The organism is Flavimaribacter sediminis, assembly GCF_019492055.1.
In the GTDB taxonomy this organism is placed as follows: Bacteria; Pseudomonadota; Alphaproteobacteria; order Rhizobiales; family Rhizobiaceae; genus Flavimaribacter; species Flavimaribacter sediminis.
The window spans coordinates 373,829-392,458 of record NZ_JAICBX010000001.1 but is presented as its reverse complement, the minus strand read 5'-3'; the positions used below and the strand labels follow the sequence as shown (position 1 = coordinate 392,458).

General features: G+C 61.3%; 18 protein-coding genes. 10 read left to right on the top strand and 8 right to left on the bottom strand.

Annotated features, from left to right (window positions below; genetic code table 11):
- The 3 genes from K1W69_RS01875 (at position 1) to K1W69_RS01865 (ending at position 1,644) form a co-directional block, all read left to right on the top strand.
- Positions 1 to 342: a hypothetical protein gene (locus tag K1W69_RS01875; protein ID WP_220226634.1), complete on the top strand. Its 342-nt coding sequence runs from the start codon at positions 1 to 3 to the stop codon at positions 340 to 342.
- 38 nt (positions 343 to 380) lie between these two features.
- Positions 381 to 755: a hypothetical protein gene (locus K1W69_RS01870; protein ID WP_220226633.1), complete on the top strand. Its 375-nt coding sequence runs from the start codon at positions 381 to 383 to the stop codon at positions 753 to 755.
- Between the two features lie 589 nt (positions 756 to 1,344).
- On the top strand, positions 1,345 to 1,644 hold the full coding sequence (locus K1W69_RS01865) for a hypothetical protein (RefSeq protein ID WP_220226632.1): 300 nt from the start codon (positions 1,345 to 1,347) through the stop codon (positions 1,642 to 1,644).
- Between the two features lie 282 nt (positions 1,645 to 1,926).
- Here K1W69_RS01865 and K1W69_RS01860 read toward each other — a convergent pair whose 3' ends face one another.
- The 3 genes from K1W69_RS01860 to K1W69_RS01850 form a co-directional block, all read right to left on the bottom strand.
- Positions 1,927 to 2,682: a GntR family transcriptional regulator gene (locus K1W69_RS01860; protein ID WP_220226631.1), complete on the bottom strand. Its 756-nt coding sequence runs from the start codon at positions 2,680 to 2,682 to the stop codon at positions 1,927 to 1,929.
- Positions 2,683 to 2,794: 112 nt separating this feature from the next.
- Positions 2,795 to 3,427: an isochorismatase family protein gene (locus K1W69_RS01855; RefSeq protein WP_220226630.1), complete on the bottom strand. Its 633-nt coding sequence runs from the start codon at positions 3,425 to 3,427 to the stop codon at positions 2,795 to 2,797.
- A gap of 18 nt (positions 3,428 to 3,445) precedes the next feature.
- Positions 3,446 to 4,360 carry a hydroxymethylglutaryl-CoA lyase gene (locus tag K1W69_RS01850; protein WP_220226629.1) on the bottom strand — a complete coding sequence of 305 codons (915 nt, stop codon included), beginning with the start codon at positions 4,358 to 4,360 and terminating at the stop codon, positions 3,446 to 3,448.
- Between the two features lie 238 nt (positions 4,361 to 4,598).
- Between K1W69_RS01850 and K1W69_RS01845 the strand changes: the two genes are divergently transcribed.
- Entirely contained in the window at positions 4,599 to 5,654 is a 1,056-nt protein-coding gene (locus K1W69_RS01845; protein WP_220226628.1) for a coiled-coil domain-containing protein, read from the top strand.
- A 15-nt stretch (positions 5,655 to 5,669) separates the two neighbouring features.
- On the opposite strand, the gene K1W69_RS01840 is transcribed toward K1W69_RS01845, so the two are convergent.
- The 4 genes from K1W69_RS01840 to K1W69_RS01825 are packed head-to-tail and all read right to left on the bottom strand — an operon-like array spanning position 5,670 to position 11,178.
- Positions 5,670 to 6,311 carry an isochorismatase family protein gene (locus K1W69_RS01840; RefSeq protein ID WP_220226627.1) on the bottom strand — a complete coding sequence of 214 codons (642 nt, stop codon included), beginning with the start codon at positions 6,309 to 6,311 and terminating at the stop codon, positions 5,670 to 5,672.
- Complete coding sequence (locus tag K1W69_RS01835) at positions 6,308 to 7,021, bottom strand: L-threonylcarbamoyladenylate synthase (RefSeq protein ID WP_220226626.1); 714 nt, start codon at positions 7,019 to 7,021, stop codon at positions 6,308 to 6,310. The genes K1W69_RS01840 and K1W69_RS01835 overlap by 4 nt, the downstream gene beginning before the upstream one ends.
- Positions 7,022 to 7,046: 25 nt before the next feature.
- Positions 7,047 to 8,948 (bottom strand): hydantoinase B/oxoprolinase family protein, encoded by a 1,902-nt coding sequence (locus tag K1W69_RS01830; RefSeq protein WP_220226625.1) that lies wholly within the window; start codon positions 8,946 to 8,948, stop codon positions 7,047 to 7,049.
- 25 nt (positions 8,949 to 8,973) lie between these two features.
- The gene (locus K1W69_RS01825) at positions 8,974 to 11,178 is read right to left on the bottom strand and encodes a hydantoinase/oxoprolinase family protein (protein WP_220226624.1); all 2,205 of its coding nucleotides are present in this window, start codon (positions 11,176 to 11,178) and stop codon (positions 8,974 to 8,976) included.
- 306 nt (positions 11,179 to 11,484) lie between these two features.
- On the opposite strand from K1W69_RS01825, the gene K1W69_RS01820 reads away from it, so the two are divergent.
- The 6 genes from K1W69_RS01820 to K1W69_RS01795 are packed head-to-tail and all read left to right on the top strand — an operon-like array spanning position 11,485 to position 17,674.
- Complete coding sequence (locus tag K1W69_RS01820; protein ID WP_220226623.1) at positions 11,485 to 12,582, top strand: sugar ABC transporter substrate-binding protein; 1,098 nt, start codon at positions 11,485 to 11,487, stop codon at positions 12,580 to 12,582.
- Positions 12,583 to 12,603: 21 nt separating this feature from the next.
- Entirely contained in the window at positions 12,604 to 14,163 is a 1,560-nt protein-coding gene (locus K1W69_RS01815) for a sugar ABC transporter ATP-binding protein (RefSeq protein WP_220226622.1), read from the top strand.
- Positions 14,164 to 14,182: 19 nt separating this feature from the next.
- The gene (locus K1W69_RS01810) at positions 14,183 to 15,271 is read left to right on the top strand and encodes an ABC transporter permease (protein WP_220226621.1); all 1,089 of its coding nucleotides are present in this window, start codon (positions 14,183 to 14,185) and stop codon (positions 15,269 to 15,271) included.
- A 20-nt stretch (positions 15,272 to 15,291) separates the two neighbouring features.
- Entirely contained in the window at positions 15,292 to 15,558 is a 267-nt protein-coding gene (locus K1W69_RS01805) for a hypothetical protein (RefSeq protein ID WP_220226620.1), read from the top strand.
- 47 nt (positions 15,559 to 15,605) lie between these two features.
- Positions 15,606 to 16,436: an alpha/beta fold hydrolase gene (locus K1W69_RS01800; protein WP_220226619.1), complete on the top strand. Its 831-nt coding sequence runs from the start codon at positions 15,606 to 15,608 to the stop codon at positions 16,434 to 16,436.
- Complete coding sequence (locus K1W69_RS01795; RefSeq protein ID WP_220226618.1) at positions 16,433 to 17,674, top strand: CaiB/BaiF CoA transferase family protein; 1,242 nt, start codon at positions 16,433 to 16,435, stop codon at positions 17,672 to 17,674. The genes K1W69_RS01800 and K1W69_RS01795 overlap by 4 nt, the downstream gene beginning before the upstream one ends.
- On the opposite strand, the gene K1W69_RS01790 is transcribed toward K1W69_RS01795, so the two are convergent.
- Entirely contained in the window at positions 17,667 to 18,530 is an 864-nt protein-coding gene (locus tag K1W69_RS01790) for an isocitrate lyase/PEP mutase family protein (RefSeq protein ID WP_220226617.1), read from the bottom strand. The two genes, K1W69_RS01795 and K1W69_RS01790, sit on opposite strands and share 8 nt — an antisense overlap.
- Positions 18,531 to 18,630 lie beyond the last annotated feature (100 nt).

Here is an 18,630-nt window from a genome sequence, read left to right as displayed (position 1 = left end):
ATGATTGATAGCCTGCTCTCGGATTATAGAAAATTTGCCGCGGCTCACAGTAGTGCAACGACGCGGGGCGACACACGAAATGCCAATCTTGCTTATGACAGGCTGCAAGAAACACCTATCAAAATCATAGACTTGGGAGAAGATAGGTTCCTTCTCGAACTCTTAGACGATGAAGACGCCTCAGTTCAGTTATGGGCGGCAACTCATTGTCTTGAGATAGATACCAAAGAAGCAATCGCCAAACTCAAATCATTGGAAACAGCTACACAACCAGTGATACGCCTGAACGCCAAATACACCATACTGGAATGGGAGAAAGGCAATCTATCATTCAGATCATAGCCGTCTCAATTGGGCGGATACTTTCTAGCGGCATCGCTGTGACCATAAACTACAACAGATTGATGCGGGCCATACTCGTCGCTGCGATGTTCGCCTGCTTGTTGCTCGCGGAGCCGCCACCATTCGTACCAAAGACAGTTCATCCGATAAGGTCGATGAGAGTTTCGGTTCCGGTCGAAGGTCAAGATCAGTTCCTGGCATGTCTGGAGAACTATGCAGAGGATCACGGGTACAGATTCGTTGCGGCGGTCAAGAATCCGGTACAAGGGAGCATATTGGTGGAGTTGAAAAACAGAATCGTTGAGATCTCTGCCTACAACCCCTTCTTTCGATCCAAGTACCAGATACACTTCTACGATTTGAGTGGGGTGTCAGCACACATCCCATCGGTTGAAGATCCTTCCATGGTGTGAGTGTTCAACTGACACAGTGCGGCTTTGAAATCCTTGCGCCCGCCCAATAGCCGACCCACCGCCGCATACCCTCGCCGACCATCACCGAAGCAGGCTCGACGCCAGCGCCGCAGCTCATCCATATCGACTCGTCAATACTCCGGCGATATTCGTAACTTCACGCTGTCTGTACTCTTCAACCGCGCCTGTCGACATCGTTTCGCGGCGCAGGCAGTCGCGTTGCTTGGGACCGGTCTTGAAACCAGCGCCCTGTCGGCGCCTGGCGTTTGTGGCCATGGCCTGACACGCTGGTGCTCGCGCACGTTTGCATCACAGCTGGCCCGAAAAGCACCAGGCGGCAACGAAAGTTTTTGTTGGCGGCGCCGGGAATGAGCCGTTTCTGACGATGGCGAAGCTTTAAAAAATCGAATGATATCCACAGCGGAATCAACTCCCGATCCATTGATTCAGCACATCCGGCCTATAAGACTCTCACGCCGGAACCACTGCGCTTTGCAGGTGTTCTTTGTGCCGGGAGATCAAGGTCTGAAATCGACCGTCGCCGGGCTTCGCCCACGATCAGGAAAACAGGATCGATTGAATGTACGGAATGCAAACTCTTCTCACATGGGCCGAATCCTGGAATCGCCTGAGCTCCGCCTATGTGCATTTGGGGCTGGCCACTCACGAAGTCATCTGGCGCAGAAGCGTCAAGCTTGCGAACGGTTCACTGACGCCGGTGGAATTGACCAGAATGGTCTTCGAAAAACCTTCCGCCTTCGCCAAGGCGGCTGAACGGGCGGCGGCGGCCGTTGCAACCCGGCAAGACCCTCTCCTTGTCGCCGAGGCGCTGGTTCAACCTATCGGCGCCGCGGCGCGGAAGAACGCCATGCGGCTCAGGCGCGGCTAAACCGAAACACGATCATTGTCCGGAATTGCAGTCATCGGCGCCAAGAGTAGCGCCGACGATTTTTACCAGTCAAAGCGAGAAAGATGCGGCCTGTCGCCTGAAAATAACCTTCCGCGTGGTGATTGTCACAAACACATCAAGAGTTGTTGCGATAGCAACTCCCGTAGCGCCTCTCACTTACGGCACAGTGGCGCCGCAAGGGTGGCTCGCTTTGCGCCGGCGAGCCACCCTTACTTCTGTTCACCATGATCTTTTCAGCCTGCTTCGCCAGTCGGCGTTCTGTCAGTGGCTCGGATTGCGCTGCAGTTCCATCGAATATGTGAAACTGTCGCCCGGGTGCCAGTTGAAGGACGCGATCAACGTGCCCTTGCGGGACGAATAGCGTCGCAACAGGCGCAGCGCCACGGCGCGAGGCTCACGGCCCAGCGCGTTGGCGATCGCCTTGGTCATGGGTTCGGCGCCGATTTCCTGGGAAGCGTTCGTGATCGTCTCGCCGGAGCGTTCCTCCAGCAGCGCGTAGAGCGGGCCAACGCAGTCCGGAATATCCGGTTCGATCCCGGCAAGCCGGTCGGGGATATAGGAATGCGTCACGCAGATCGGCTCGCCGTTCTTGTGGGTCCGGCGCACGCTCTTGATTTCGAGCCATTGCGACCCGGCCTCGCCGCCGACCGCGGTCGCGATCTTCGCAGGCAGACGTATCTTCCTGATCGCGCGGATATCGAGATGCGTGTCGAGCGCATACTGGAACAGATCCGCCAGCGACCGGACCTGATGGACGAAATTGCGATGCGGCTCCGTGGCGATGATTTCGCTGCCGGAGCCCTGCCTGCGCGCGAGCATGCCCTGATCGACGAGGCGGCGCAGCGCCTCGCGCACCGTGTAGCGGCTGACATTGAACTCGTCGCAGAACTCCACTTCCGTCGGCAGGTTGCTGCCGATCGGATAGGCGCCCGAGCTGATGCGTTCACGCAGCATCGCATAGATCTGCTGGTAGCGCGGGCGGTCCGGCCCGCCCGTATCGATGTCCTGAATGACCATCTGCTCCATATCCGTCACTGCCCCGGAGACCCAAATCCGTCACTTACAACGGTTAGAGGAAATCCGTCCGTTCGTCTGCCCCGCTCCACAAGCAATCAGTGGAGAACGCGCTTCAGGCCGCGCGGGATTCGCCGAAATGGGCGTAAATCTCGCTGCTCTCCATCAGGTCGGCGTATTTCTGGCCCATGTCGAACAGGTTGGCGTTGTGGGGTTCAATGGCCCTGTCGCCCACGCAATCGGTCACCACGATCGTCCCGAAATTGCTGCTGACGGAATCGATCACCGTCGCGCGGACGCATCCCGAAGTAGTGCAGCCCGTGACCAGCGTGGTGTCGACGCCGCGAAATGTCAGCCATGCGGCGAGCTCGCTGGCGAAGAAGGCCGAGGCCTGACGCTTGCAGAGGACGAGTTCGCCCGGACGCGGCGTCAGCTCCGGCACGATCTGCGACAGTTCGCTGTCCGGCGTCAGCTTCAGGAGGCTCGGCACCTTGCGCGCGAAGGCGCCGGCGTCCGATCCGTCTTCCTGGTAGACGACGCGCGTATGGACGATCGGCCATTCCTTTTTGCGGGCGAACGCCAGCAGATCCACCGTCTTTTCGATGGCTGGCGGGATATTGCCGCCGCCGAAATGTCTTGCGTCCGTGAAGCCGATGACGAAATCGACAATGATCAACGCCGGGCTCTCGCCCATGCCCACCGCATTGCCGAAACCCTGGCTGCGATAGATATCCTTTTCGTCGGCCATGCGATCACTCCGATCTGTTCAGGCGGCCGCGCCGGCCGCCGGTGGAAACATGCCGGCGCGCTGCAACATGCCGGGTGGACTGACGCCGAGCATTGCGCCGAGCCACTGCGCGGTGTCTATCAGCGCCTGTGCGTCCACGCCGGTTTCGACGCCCATACGGTCGAGCATGTAGACGAGATCCTCGGTGGGGATATTGCCGGTCGCCGCAGGCGCAAAAGGACACCCGCCGACGCCGCCGATAGATGAATCGATGCGGGTCACGCCGGATTCAATGGCGGCCACCGCATTGGCGAGCCCGGTGTTTCGGGTGTTGTGCAGGTGGCACCGCAGCGCAATACCGCCGATCTCGCGGGCGACTGCGGAAAATTTGGCCTTGATGTCGCTCGGCGCCGCGACGCCGATCGTGTCAGCCAGAGCGATCTCGAAAGGTTTGAGTTCGGCAAGCCTGGCGGCGATTTCGGTCACCCGCTCAACTGTCACCTCGCCCTCGAAGGGACAGCCGAAGGCCGCGCCAATCGTAACGCCCATGCGGACGCCGCTGTCATGCGCCATCGCCGCGATGCGCGCGATATCCGCCATCGTATCGTCGACGGCGACGCCCTGGTTGCGGCGGTTGAAGGTCTCGGTGGCGACGACGACGCAATTCACGTCCTCGAGACCGGAAAGCCGCGCCCGCTCAAAGCCGCGTTCGTTAAGGACCAGGCCGATGTAACGCGTATCGGAGCGTTTTTTCAGGCTTTGCGCGACCTCGCCCGCATCGGCCATTTGCGGGACACGCTTCGGATTGACGAAGCTGGTGACCTCGAACGCCCTGATCCCGGCCGCAGTCGCGCGGTCTATCAGCTCGAGCTTGGTTTGCGTCGACAGCAGAGTTTTCTCGTTCTGGATGCCGTCGCGTGGCGATACTTCGATGATGTCGACCCTGGTCGTCATGATGTCTCCGCCGCTGTGCGAGAATGCCATTGGCCTCGCTTTGTATGGACAAATTATAGGTCGAGCGCCCTTGACAGGCAACATGGATTGACCCCGAGTTACTGATTGGTAACCAAAAAATGAGATTATCGGACGTGCTGGCGGCTCTGCGCCGCGATTTGATTTCGAACGTCGAGGGTACGGGAGTCAGTCAAGGATGTATGCTGCTGAACGGCAGGCCCCCGGAACGGAAGCGGATTTGTCTAAAGATATCGACAAGCTGAGGCGCAAGCTGGAAAAACGCAATGCGCGCATCGACCACCTGGAAAGGCTGGTCGAGCGGCAAATGACGCTGCTCGATCGCTATGACCGGACCGCCGGCCGGCTGAAGAGCCGGGCCGAGGCAAGCCCGCTTCCCATGCGCGAGTTGTCTTCGCTGGACTATGAGCGCCTGATCGGACTGCTTGACCGCGCCGTCGCCCGCGCCGAGCAACTGACCGGCGACAAGCAGAAGCTGCAATCGAGCCTCGACCATACGCTGGGCCTGTTGGACCGGGCGTTGAGCGCGCAGGAACGCATGTCGAAGGCCGTCGCCAATGGCGGCGGCGAGAAGGCGGCGTCCCCGGCCGGCCGCGACATCGACGCGACGGTTGCCAAATATGACGCCATGCTCGATCGCTCGCTTGCGGCGCTCGAAGCCGCGCACAAGGCGAACCACAGCCAGAAACAGGAGATAGAGCAGCGCGACCGCTATCTGAACCAGACGCTGGACGCCCTGCAAAAAGCAATCAGGATGCAGGAAACGATGTCGGAGCGACTGGCCTCCGCATCGGGACCGGCGACTTCAAATGCCGACGACGGGGAGGCCGAGGTGACGATTGCGCGTTACGACGCCATGCTTGAACGGTCGCTCGCCGCTCTTGAGGCCGCCCGGCGGGAAAACGGAGGCTGGAAACAGGAAATCGAGCAGCGCGACCGCTTCCTGAACCAGACGCTGGAAGCCCTGCAGAATGCAATCAGGATGCAGGAGGATTTATCGCAGCGCTACATCTCCGCCCTGCAATCACAGGGTGGCAGAGCGCCTGCGGAAGTCGAAACCGGCGACGTCGACGCAACGATCGCCCGCTACGACACCGTGCTGGAACAGTCGCTTGCAGCGCTCGAAAAGGCCAATCAATCCAACAAGGATCGCAAGAAGGAGATCGACCAGCGGGACCGGCTCCTGAGCCGAACGCTGGACGCGCTCCAGAACCTCATCGAGCAGGAAGGCGCTGCGCCGAAGGAACGCGGCGTGTTTTCCCGTTTCTTCGGCTAGGCAAGCAATGCGCCGTCAGTCGACAGCGTTGCTTTTCCTTATCTCCTCAAAATAGACGAGAGACTCTTCGAGATCGATAATGTCGCTGTATCGGCGGCCGATGTCTCTGAGATTGTCGCGGTGCGGCCCCTCGTCCATGTCGGCGACGCAGGGTTCGGGAACCATGACCCGAAAGCCGTAGGAAAAGGCGTCGATGACGCTGGCGCGGATGCAGCCGGATGTGGTGCAGCCGGTCACGAACACGGTGTCCACGCGTTCCTTGATGAAAAGCTGGACGACGGACGTCTGGAAGAATACCGAAGGACCTGTCTTGCAGAACACCGTGTCGTATGAGGCGTCGTAGGTGCGCGGCTCGAACTCGGTTCCCGGCTTGCCGTGGTGGAACTCGTTGACCACCGTCGGGACCTTCCAGTAGGGCGCGTCACGCGCGCTGGAATAAGCGGTGTAGACATTGGCGACCGGCGCGTTTGCCGCCCGCGCGGCTTTCAGCAGCGTCGCCGTCGCTTCGACGGCGGAACCGATCATCGGGCTCTTGCCGAGCGGAAAACTCGGATCCGTGAAGGCGGTCTGGAAATCGACGACAACCACGCCCGGCTTTTTGCCGAAACCGATTCTGGACTCCGGCTGATATCCGAAGGATTCGTATGCGTCACTCATTGTGCTGTCCTTTCGTCGACGGTCAGCGACACATCGAACCGGTCCTGGAAGATCTCCTTCAGACGGTCGAAACAGACGCCGACGCGCACGACATGGAAATCCCTGAAATCGATGATGGTGCTGGAGCGCCCTTCGGCGTTGGCGTATTTGCTGAGACCATGGTCGAGATGGGCGTCGGCCGCCTCGCGAACCCGATCCTCGATATCCGTATAACGGTATTTGGAGCCGGCGAGCGACGTGTTGGCCGATGAACCGAAGACAGGCTGTCCCCTTTCAATCGACTGCCGGGCGACCTCGTTGTGAACAAGACCGGCGTTCAGCAACATGTCGAGGGTGCCGGCCTTGGAGGAGTTGGCGAGCACGAAGGGCGCCACGCGGGCGAAGATCGGATGATCCGCGCGGAAGGGAGCGACGACCGAGAACGGCAGCCGGTCCTCCTCGACGACGCTTTTGACCATGGCGCGCCGGTCGTCGTCCATGATGTGGACTTCCCCGGAAAGCCCCCAATTGCCGAACATGCCTGACGGCTTGTCGTAGGAGCGGTTCTTCGCCGTGAAGATCCGCTTGATCCCCTCTTCGCCGGACGCGACGATGGCGTAGGCGACGTCGAGCGGGATGATCGCCACTCCGCCGGCGTAGAGCGTATCGAGCACCGACGACACCTCGCGGGCGAGTTGCGCCTGAGGCATCGGATCGTCGGTGCGGGACATTTCGCTCGCCGTTTGCTCCATCACGTCATTCGGCGGCCTGCGCCGCCTTTTCGCGCTTCATCCATTTCTGGAAGACGGGCGCGCGCGGAGGCTCAAGATGCGTTTCCTCGCGGCACCGCGCCTTCAGATCCTCGATGCTGCCGCCGCGGTCGAACATCGGCAGTTCGCCGCGGTCGGCCTCCATGCATTCGCGCAGGCGCTTGGTTTCGCCCTCGTCTAGGGAGAAGTCGTCGCCCAGAACCACGCCGTAGCGTCGCGCTCCCTTGACGGTGACGAGACCGCGCCGGGCGTCCATCGCCACCTTGGAGGCCTCGCGCTTCAGCGGGTCGCCCCAGCCGCCGCCGCCCCAGGTGTTGAAGAAGAGCGTGTCGCCCGGCTCGACCTTCACCTTGTCGCATTTCGACGGCAGATGCTCCTTCGAGCCGTCCTTGCGGACAAGGAGCTTGGTGGAGCGCTCGCCCGGCGTGCCGCCGTTGACGCCCCACGGATAGGTGAGCCAACGGTCGTCGTGGATCGAGATTTCGCCGGGTTCGAGGAACTGATAGCCCAGCGACACGCCGTTGCCGCCGCGGTGCAGGCCGGCGCCGCCGGAATCCGGAATGGTCTCGTAGGTGACGATCCGAAGCGGGAAGTAGGCTTCCAGAAACTCGTTCGGCACGTTCATGAAGGCCGGCCACAGCGAGTGTCCGTCCGGACCGTCGCCTACCGGACGACCGGGGATTCCGCCGAAGCCGATTTGGTAAAGCTGGTACCACTCGCCTTCCGAATTGTAGCCCGAATACATGAAGTGGGGGCTGTCGGAGAAGCCGGCGGCGTTCAGCGCATCCGGCGCTCCCTGGCCGAGCAGGCCGCCCATGATGTCGAAAATGCGTCCGAGCATGTGGGTTCGGCAGGACAGCGCCGCCGGCCGCACCGGCTTGAGGATCGTGCCCCGCGGGATGCGGACCTCGACAAGCGGATAGAAGCCGTCGTTGAACAGGATCTGCGGATCGAACAGGTTGATGGTGAAGGCGCCCAGGAACATCTTGAACATCTCCTCGTTCAGGAGAAAGTTCACCGAACTCACCGACTGCGGATCCGTGCCCTCGAAGTCGAAGATCGCCACGTCGCCTTCGCGCCACAGGCTGCAGGCCACCTTGTACGGGCCCATGCCGATGCCGTCGTCGTCGATATAGTCTTCGAAATAGAACTTGTTCGAGGATTCCGGGATCACCATGTGGATGATCGCCTTCATCGCATGGAAGTTACGGTCGAGCATGTCTTCCATTGCGGAGTAGAAGGTATCGTCCCCGAAACGGTCGCAGATCTCGTGCACGCGGCGTTCGGCCAGCCTGAGGGCCGCGACGATGGCGTTAAAGTCCGACTTGTTCCACTCTTCCGTGCGCGTGTTGCGCAGGCACATGTTCAGGACTTCCTGGTTGACCTCGCCGCGATGGTAGATTTTCACCGGGGGAATCTGGATTCCTTCCTCGTAGATCATGTGCGCGTCCGTCGGCAGACTGCCCGGCACGCGGCCTCCAACATCCGTCAGGTGGCCGAACATCGCCGCCCAGGCGACGTGTCTGCCTTCCCGGAAGATAGGCTTCATCGTCAGCCAGTCGTTCAGATGGCTGACCGCGCCGTTGCAGGAATACGGGTCGTTGGTCAGGAAGATGTCGCCATCCTCGATTACCCCGTCATAGCCTTCCGTGAAGCCGTGGATGAAGGAGCCGAACTGGCCGACGACCATCTTGCCCGCCGAATTGGCGATCATGGGAAAGGCGTCGTGCTGTTCGCGGATGCCCGGCGACATGGCGGTGCGGAACAAGACAGCGTCCATTTCCGTTCGCGCGTTGCGCAAGGCGTTCTCGATTATGTCGAGGGTTATTGGTTCGACATCGACCCGATTGAAGGGGGTGTCGTTTTTCTGAATAATCTTGGCCGGCATGGCGTTGTTCCCTTGCAGGTTTGATTCAAGACGCGGGGCGGATCAGCAGGCTGCCGACGGCGTCGACCTCTGCATAGTGATCCGGCAGGATGAGGGTGGTGGAATCCATCTCCGTCACGATGGCGGGTCCGTTGATGCGGTCGCCCGTCCTCAACTTCTCGCGGTCGTAGATGGCGGCCTTCCGGTCTTCCCCGTCGCAGAACACCGTAGTTTCGGCGGTTTTCGCCCGGGACGGATCGCCGCCGCCCGTATCGAGCTTGCGGGCCGTCACCATGGTTTCCTTGCCCTGGACCACGGCCCTGAGATTGACCAGTTCGTGCGGCTGGTCGAGATTGAAGGTGAACATCTGGTGATGCATGTCGTCGAAGTGCTTCGTCACGCCCTTCAGGCCCTCGCGGTCGAAATGTTCCGGCGTCACCGGAACCGAGAGCGAGGTGCCCTGGCCGGCGTAACGCAGGTCGATTTCGTAGGCGACGGTCTGATCGTGGCGTTCGACGCCCTCGCCCTCGAGGCTCTTGGCGGCCTGGCTCGCCAGTTCCTCCAGTTCGTCCCGGATGGTCCGGTCGCTGGTGTTTTCCACCCGCACGACCAGTGTGCGCGAGGCCTCGTCGCGCAGACGCGTCGTCGCGTCGCCCGAGGCGCAGAGCACGCCCGGCCCCGGAGGCACGATCACCGGCCACGATCCCATGAGTTTGGCGAGCGCATTGGCGTGCAGCGGTCCTGCGCCGCCGAAGGCGACAAGCGCAAAGTTGCGCGGGTCGTAGCCTTGCTCGACCGAAACCAGCCGGAGCGCGCCGAACATGTTCTCGTTAACGATGTCGTATATGCCTTCAGCCGCCTTTTTGACCGGCAGGCCGAGCGCATCGGCGACGGTTCCGACGGCTTTTTCAGCCAGCGAGTCATCCATCGCCATGTCGCCGCCGAGACGAGCCGCGGCCGGCAAGTAGCCGAGAACGATATTGGCGTCGGTGACCGTCGGCTCTTCGCCGCCGCGGCCATAGGCGGCCGGTCCCGGATCGGCGCCCGCCGATTTCGGACCGACGCGGAGCGCCTTGGTGAGTTCAGGAACGTAGGCGACCGAGCCGCCGCCGGCGCCAACTGTCCGCACGTCGATGGACGGCGCGCGCACCGTCACGTCGGCGACGCGGGTTTCGCGCCGCGTCTGGGCGACGCCGTTCTGGATCAGCGCCACGTCAGTCGAGGTGCCGCCCATGTCGAAGGTCAGCAGGTCCTCATAGCCGGATTGTTTGGCGATCCAGATGGCGCCCGACACCCCGCCGGCCGGACCCGACATCAGCAGGTTGACCGGCGCCGACTTGGCCGCGTCCGCGGACGACAGGCCGCCGTCGGAACGCAGGATCTGGAGGCGAACGCCGTTCATGCGGCGATCGAGTTCGCCATGCAGGTTCTCGACGTATTTGGCGACGACCGGGCGGATGTAGGAATTGACCACGGTCGTTTCCGTCCGCTCGTATTCGTACATTTCCGGCATGACTTCCGATGAAATGGACACCGGAATGCCAGGCAGCACCGACTGGGCCACATCACGGACCATGCGCTCGTGGACGCCGTTGGTATAGGCGTTGTAGAGGCTGACGGTCAGGGCCTGGATGTCTCCGTCCTTCAGAACCTGAAGATCGCGACGCAACTGGTCCTCGTCCAGCGGTTCGACCACGGTTCCGTCGGCGGCGATGCGTTCATTCGCCTCGATGGTAAGTTCCAGCGGGGCGAGCGGATCGGACTTGTTGTAGATAACCCAACCGCCGAGACCGCCCGGCACAAACGACCGGGCGATCTGCAGCACCTGCCGGTAACCACGGGTGGTTACCAGTCCGACCAGCGCGCCTGATCCGGTCAGAACGGTGTTGGTGGCTACGGTTGTTCCATGCATCACATAGTTGATTTCGGTGGGATCGATGCCAGCCTGGCTACAGATCCGCTCAATGCCGTTGAGAACGCCGATCGAGGAGTCCTTCGGCGTCGAAGAAACCTTGGCCACGTGTGTGTCGCCCGTGCGTTCGTCGATGAGCATGAGGTCGGTGAACGTTCCGCCCACGTCCACGCCAAGGCGATAGCCCTCGCCGATGCGCGGAACGTTCCTCCGGGCCGCAATCTGCGTCGCCGGCGGCGTTTCGTCGCCATCCATGAACGCTTCCATGCGGCGCAGCCGCGCTTCCAGTTCGGCGATCCGCTGTTCGTACTTGCGAACCGAGTCGTCAGAATTACTCATGTAACGCCTTTCCACTTGCTTGCTTTTGTCCTGGCCCGCCTGCCGCAGCAGATCGCCAATCCTCTCCCTGACCTTGCTGCCGATCCGTTTGAGACCGGCGAGGCCAGACGAAAAATCCGGATTTTGTTGGTCGTCACTGGAAATAGGACATCCTCCGGCTTACCGCGCGCCAATACAAATCCCCTCATGGTTTGCACCCCTATAACTTTGAATAGCACATCAAACGAAGTGATTTGTCCAGACCAATTGTTTGATAAAATTCTCTGTGCTAACGTTTGCCTGTCCAGGGGAACAAGGAGAACATCAATGACTGCATGCAAGGGAATGTGCATTTCGGCATTCGTGGCGCTTACCGCAACCGCGGGTTTTGCTGGCGCTGCGAACGCTCAGGACGCCAAGGCGTTGCTCGAAGAGGCAAGCAAACTGCCCACGTTCGAAGCGCCGGGTGAGGCTTTCGACGCCAAGGCCTGCATGGCCGATAAAAAGGTCTATGTCATACCGCTGACAAGTGAAAATCCGTTCAACGTCGAGATCGCAAAGGCCCAGAAGGAAGCCGCCGACGCGATCGGATTCGAACTCACAGTGTCTGAAAACCAGCTTAACCTCGACCAGTGGGTTCAGGCTGTGAAACAGGCTGTCTCGGAAGGCTATGACGTCATCGACATCCAGGGCGGGATACCGCCGGAAGCGATCGGCCCGCAGCTCGCCGAAGCCCGGGAGGCCGGCGTGAAAATCGTCGCCACGCATCTCTACGACGTCACGCAGACGCCGAGCGAACTCGTCGACGGCAACTTCGCCATGGACTACACGAAGGCCGGACAGCTGATGGCTGCCTGGGCCATGGAAAAGACCGGCGGCAAGGTCAATGCCGTAATCATCGGCTCGGATGAAATCATTCCGACAGGAGCGTTCGTGAAGGCGATCCAGGAGTATCTCGACGCCAATTGTCCTGACTGCAAGCACAAATACATCAACGTTCCCGTTGTGGAATGGGGCAGCCAGATCCAGCCGGAAGTCCAGTCGGCCCTCGTCGCCGATCCGGGCATCAACTACATCCTGCCGATCTACGACTCGATGTCGGGCTTTGTCGTTCCGGCGCTTACCCTGTCCAACCGCGAGGACGTGCGCATCGCCAGCTACAACGGCACGCCGTTCATTCTCGACATGATCCGCGACGGCGACCTGATGGAGATGGATGTGGGCGAAAGCCTTGCATGGGTCGGCTGGTCCAGCATCGACGGCACCATGCGCCTGCTCTGCGACAAGGGCGAAATCACCCAGCTGAACACGCCGCTCTACCTGTTCGACGACAGCAATGTCGAGACAGCGGGCGTTCCGGCCACCTATGGCGGCTATGGCGATGGCGAGATCAGCGGCTTCAAGAAGTTGTGGGGCCTGGAATAGAACCCGCAACAGGCTGGACCGATGCAGAAGACACCAGCGCTGCAGATTACAAATCTGAGCAAGCATTTCGGAGGCGCCGTCGCACTTGACGGCGTTTCCCTCTCCGTTTCGCGCGGGGAAGTGCACGGACTTCTGGGGCAGAATGGTTCCGGCAAGTCGACCCTTATCAAGATCCTTTCAGGATTTCTGGCGCCGCAGCCGGGCGCCAAGCTCGTCCTCTACGACAGGGAGATTCCCCTGCCGCTGACGCCCGGCCAGTTCCGCGAACTGGGCATGGCGTTTGTCCATCAGCATCTTGGGCTGATACCGTCGCTTTCGGTGACGGAGAACATTTGCCTCAGCGATTTCGCGACGCAAAACCAATGGCGGATCGACTGGCGCGGCGAGACACAGCGTATCCGCAGAATTCTGACGGAATATGAACTGGCGATCGATCCCACGACGAAGATCCAGGATCTGCCGCAAGTCGATCGCTGCCTCGTCGCCATTGTCCGCGCGATGGAGGAAGTGCGCTCGGCGCAGGAGGCCCACGGCGGCGAAGGGATTCTGGTTCTAGACGAGCCGACGCCATTCCTCCCGCGCATCGGCGTTGAAAAATTGTTCAATCTTGTCAGACAGTTGGTGAAAAAGGACGCCTCGGTGATCTTTGTCAGCCATGACGTCGACGAGATCATGGAAATCACCGACCGCGCCACCGTCCTTCGCGACGGCCAGGTCGCCGGCGTCATCGAGACCGACCGCACCTCGCCGGAAGACTTCATCGAACTGATCATCGGCAAACGCGTCACCGCCTATCAGGCGACGCATCGGAAAAAACCGGCTGATCGCAGCGCTGTCATCGTCAGCGATCTTTCCGGCGCCACCTGCCGCAACGTGTCTTTCGATCTGTCCGGCGGCGAGGTGCTGGGACTGACCGGCCTGATCGGCTCCGGCTTCGACGAGATTCCGTCGCTGATTTACGGGGCCCGCACAGCTCTCGACGGCATGCTGTCGATCGACGGCAAAGAGACCATGCTGCGTGAAATGAACCCGGAAAAGGCGATTGGCCTCGGCATGGCGTTCCTGCCTGCCGACCGCATCGGCGCCAGCGGCGCCGGCACGCTGCCGATCAGCGACAACATGACGCTGCCTTCGATGGCGAATTTCGCGCGAAAGCTCGGCCTCGACCGGCTGGGCATGCGGCAATGGGCGCAGGAAACCGGGGCGGCGCACGACGTCAGGCCCAACAATCCGGATCTCAATCTGGAAAATCTGAGCGGCGGCAACCAGCAGAAGGTTTTGCTGGCCAAGTGGCTGGAGCTCAAGCCGCGCCTGCTCCTGCTCGACGAGCCCACGCAAGGCGTGGACGTCGGCGCCCGCCAGCAGGTCTTTGCTGCGATCGATCAGGCCGCCAGGGAGGGCGCATCAATCGTCTGCGCCAGCACCGACGCCGAGCAACTCGCGCAGATCTGCGATCGCGTCATCGTCTTCGCCCAGGGACGGCCTGTGATCGAACTCACGGGAGAGAGGCTCACCAAGGAGGAGATAGTTTTTCAATGTTATTCCGCCCTGTCTGTCGATCAGACGGCGCTGGTCGAGTAAAGCGCAAGGAACCCTTTCATTGGACGCTCACAACAACGATCCCATCTCCCAATACGAAGCCCGGCTGGCGGAACTCGAATCGAAAGTCCTTCGACTCCAGGAAGAACGGTCGAAATCATCGCCGGCGCCCGCCGTGCCGAAGAATTTTTTCGAACGCTATGCGATCATCGGCATCTGGGTCCTGCTGATCGCGCTGTTCGCATTTATCGACAGCGGGATTTATGATTCCTCACGGTTCTTCAGCTGGACCAATTTCTCGACGATTTTCGGCACGCAAGGCGTTCTGATCGTCCTGACGCTCGGTCTGCTCCTGCCACTGACCGCAGGCGATTTCGACCTTTCGATCGCCGCCAATATGACGCTTTCCTCACTGGTGGTGGCCATCCTGATCAGCCAGGGCTCGCCGACACTTGTCGCAGTCGTCCTCGGACTTCTGGTTGGCGCAGCAATCGGGGCCGCCAATGCTTTCTTCATCGTCTTTTTCCGCATTCATTCGCTGATCGTCACCCTCGGCATGGCGACTTTCGTCATCGGCATTGCGAAATGGATCAGCGGATCGCGCACCATCTCGATCTTCGGCGCCAATCCCACCCTCATCGGCTGGGTCAACCAGACGCGCCTGTTCGAGGTGTCCATGTCGTTCTGGTACGCGCTGATCCTGTGCGCGATCATCTGGTATTTCCTCGAATACACGACACCGGGGCGCAGGCTGCTCTTCGTTGGCCGGGCGCGGGAAGTGGCGCGCCTCGCCGGCATACGCGTCGATTCGGTGCGCGCGCTGGCGCTCATAAGTTCGGGCGCGATCGCCGCAGTCGCCGGCGTGCTTGCCGTAGGACTGAACGGCTCGGCGGATCCGAGTTCCCGCATCGGCCTGCTGTTGCCGGCTTTCGCGGCGGCCTTCCTCGGCGCCACCAGCATCGTGCCCGGACGATTTAATCCGGTCGGCTCGCTGATCGGCGTGTTGCTGCTTGCGACCGGTATTTCCGGCCTGCAGATCTTCGGGATACCGAATTTCGTTCAGGACCTTTTCTATGGCGGCGGCCTGATTCTTGCAGTCGCGGCGTCGCAGCTCGTGCGAAGGCGCCAGCCGATGGAATTCGGCAGTTAGCATGATGGGAGCGTCGAACCATGACAGGTCGCTGGCATGTCATGCGCGTCACCATACCGCCGGGCGAGGATCCGGTTCTGGCAGCCAATACGCTTCGCCGGGTCGAGGCGTGGCTTGCGACGCATCACAGGCCAGTGGCGCTGTTTTCACCGTCCGGAAAGCCGCGCAGCCGGCACGTCTGTTTCGCGGCGCCGGCCGAGCAGGCGGACAAGGCGCTGGCGTTCCGCATGTTTTGTCGGGAACTCGGTCTGGAGGGCCGGATCGTTCAGTGGAGGATCGACGCCTGAACCGCCATTCGGCGCCGGCGTCGGAAATATCCGGATAGGGAGGAGCCATGCCAGTCGCGCGCATCAACGGTCACACCATGTATTACGAGGTCCATGGCGAGGGGCCGCCCGCCATCTGCATGGGCGGCTGGGGCACCTATTGCCATGGCCAGCACCATCACCTCGCACGCAGCCTCAAGGACAACTATAAAGTCGCGATCTTCGATCACCGCGGGATAGGCGAATCGGATGACGATCCTTCCGTTACGCCCAGCATGCAGCTCTACGCCGGAGACGTCGCCGGACTGCTCGACCATCTCGGCTGGAGCGACGTGCATGTCGTCGGCCTTGTCGGCATGGGCGCTTGCATCGGCCAGGAACTGGCGATCGGCCGGCCGGACCTGGTGCGCTCCATGGTCAACATGGGAACCTGGGCAAAGCCCGACGCGCTCTTCCGCCATCAAATGGAAATGCTGCGCGACGTTCATCGCGAGATGGGGTGGGAGGCTTTTCAGAAACTGGTTTGCCTGTGGTCCTTCGACGAGGACTATTACCTCTCCAATCATGAGCGCATTCTTGGGCCAGAAGGGCCGTGGCGCGAATTGCGCGATCGTTTTGAGGCCCATGACAGGCTCATTCAGTCGTGCCTTTCGCACGACGTGACGGATCGGCTCGGACAGATATCCGCGCCCTGCCTCATCGTCCATTGCCCGCTCGACACTGTCACCGGGCCGCGGCTGACGAAACCAATCGAAGCGATGATACCGAATGCGCGCAGCTACGTGCTCGAAGGAGCCGCCCATGTGGTGGCGGGCCCGGAGATGCGCAAGCGCTTTTCCGATGTTCTGGGTGAATTCCTCAACGAAACTGACAAAACAATGGAGGTTGCGACGCGATGAGTGCGAGTTTGACGGGCAAGGCGCGGACGGCGACGGGTTCAGGCCCGCTTTCCGGAATCCGGGCAATCGAGGTCGGCCAGCTTCTGGCCGGTCCCTTCGTCGGCAGCCGGCTCGCCGATTTCGGCGCCGAGGTCATCAAGGTGGAGCCGCCGGTCAAGGGCGATCCAATGCGCGACTGGGGCCACCATCGCTATAACGGCCACGGTCTGTGGTGGCCAACGCTGGCCCGCAACAAGAAATCGGTAACGGCAAACCTGCGCGATCCGCGCGGCCGTGATCTGTTGCGACGGCTTGCCGCCGAGGCGGACGCCATGGTCGAGAATTTCAAGCCCGGAACGCTGGAGAAATGGAACCTCGGGCCGGACGAACTGCACAAGGAAAACCCGGGGCTGGTGATCGCCCGCGTCTCCGGCTTCGGCCAGACCGGCCCCTATTCGGAGCGGCCGGGATTCGCCAGCGTCGGCGAGGCGATGGGCGGGATCCGCTATATCAACGGCTTTCCCGACCAGCCACAGCCGCGTTTCGGCATCTCGCTCGGCGACACTCTGACGGCGCTTTTCGCATTCGAGGGCCTGCTGATGGCGCTTTACTGGCGAGACGCCGGCGGCGGTGGCAAGGGCCAGGTCGTCGACGCGGCGATTGTCGAAAGCTGCTTTTCAATGCTCGAAAGCACCCTGCCCGAATATGACAAATGCGGCGTCGTCCGCAAACCGTCCGGAACGGGTCTGCCCAATGTGGCGCCTTCGAACATCTATCCGACCAACGACGGGACCTACATCGTGATCGCCGCCAATGTGGACCCGATGTTCCGCCGGCTTTGCGCCGCCATGGGCCAGCCGGAACTTGCCGAGGATCCGCGCTTTTCAACCCACCTGGCCCGCGGCGACCACGTCGAGCTGCTCGACGGCATGATCGGCGAATGGACAAGCACGATGACGCCGAAAGATCTCGGCGCAATTCTCGACGAGCACGGCGTCGTCTACGGGCCGATCAATTCGATCGCTGAAATCGCCGAGGACCCGCATTTCAAGGCCCGCGACATGATCGTGCGCGTCGAAGACGAGCGCTTCGGAGACATCGCCGTTCCCGGCATCGCTCCGAAACTATCCGAAACGCCTTGCGAGGTGAATTGGCTCGGCCGCGACGAGCCGGGCAAGGATAACGAGGCGATCTATGGCGAACTGCTGGGGCTCGACACAAAGGCCCTGTCAGAGCTGACCGAGGAGGGCGTTATCTAGCCTTCCCCAGCTTATCCTCGAAAGCCCATATTTCGGGGAAGCCCATGAGTTCGTTGAACCTGGAGAAATCATAGAGCTCAACGGCGTCGGTGGTTTCGCCGTTGGCTTTCAGATCACCGTACGCCTTTTCGAGCGCGGCGCCCATGGAGAGAAACCCGATCGCGGGGTGGATGCCAATCGCATATCCCAACGCTTTCAGCCGGTCTTCGGACAGGGTGGGGGTCATGCCGCCGTTGACCATGTTGGCGAACAGCGGCGCATCGATCGCCTCGGCGACGCGCTTCATCTCGTCTTCGCTTTCCGGCGATTCGACGAAAACCACATCAGCGCCGGCCTTTGCGAAGGCCTGACCGCGCCTGATCGCCTCGTCGAGACCGTAACCGGTGCGGGCGTCCGTCCGGGCGATGATCAGAAAATCGTCGCTTTGCCGGCTCTCGGCCGCCGTCTCGATCTTGAGCAGCATGTCGTCCAGCGCAATCACGCGACGATTGGGCGTGTGCCCGCATTTTTTCGGAAATTCCTGGTCTTCGATCTGGATAGCGCTGACACCGGCGCGTTCGTAGCCGCGAACGGTATGACGGACATTGAGCGGGCCGCCGTAACCGGTGTCGGCGTCGGCGATGACGGGCGTCTTCGTCCGCTCGACGATGCAGGCGATACGGTCGATCATGTCGGTGTAGGTCGCAAGCCCCGCATCCGGCAGGCCGAGATAGGAGGCCACGGTTCCGTAGCCGGTCACATAGAGCGCCTTGAAGCCCATCGAATCGGCGATGAGCGCCGAAATCAATTCAAATACGCCGGGTGCGGTGACGAACTCACCAGTTAGCAAAGCTCTCCTGAGGGCAGGATCGGCCATTGAGGACATTTCTCCAGTTTGATGGATTGCATGACAGGACGCCCGCCGCCCCACCGGCGGCTACGTCGAATTTGCCCCGTACCTGCCACGGCGATGAAGT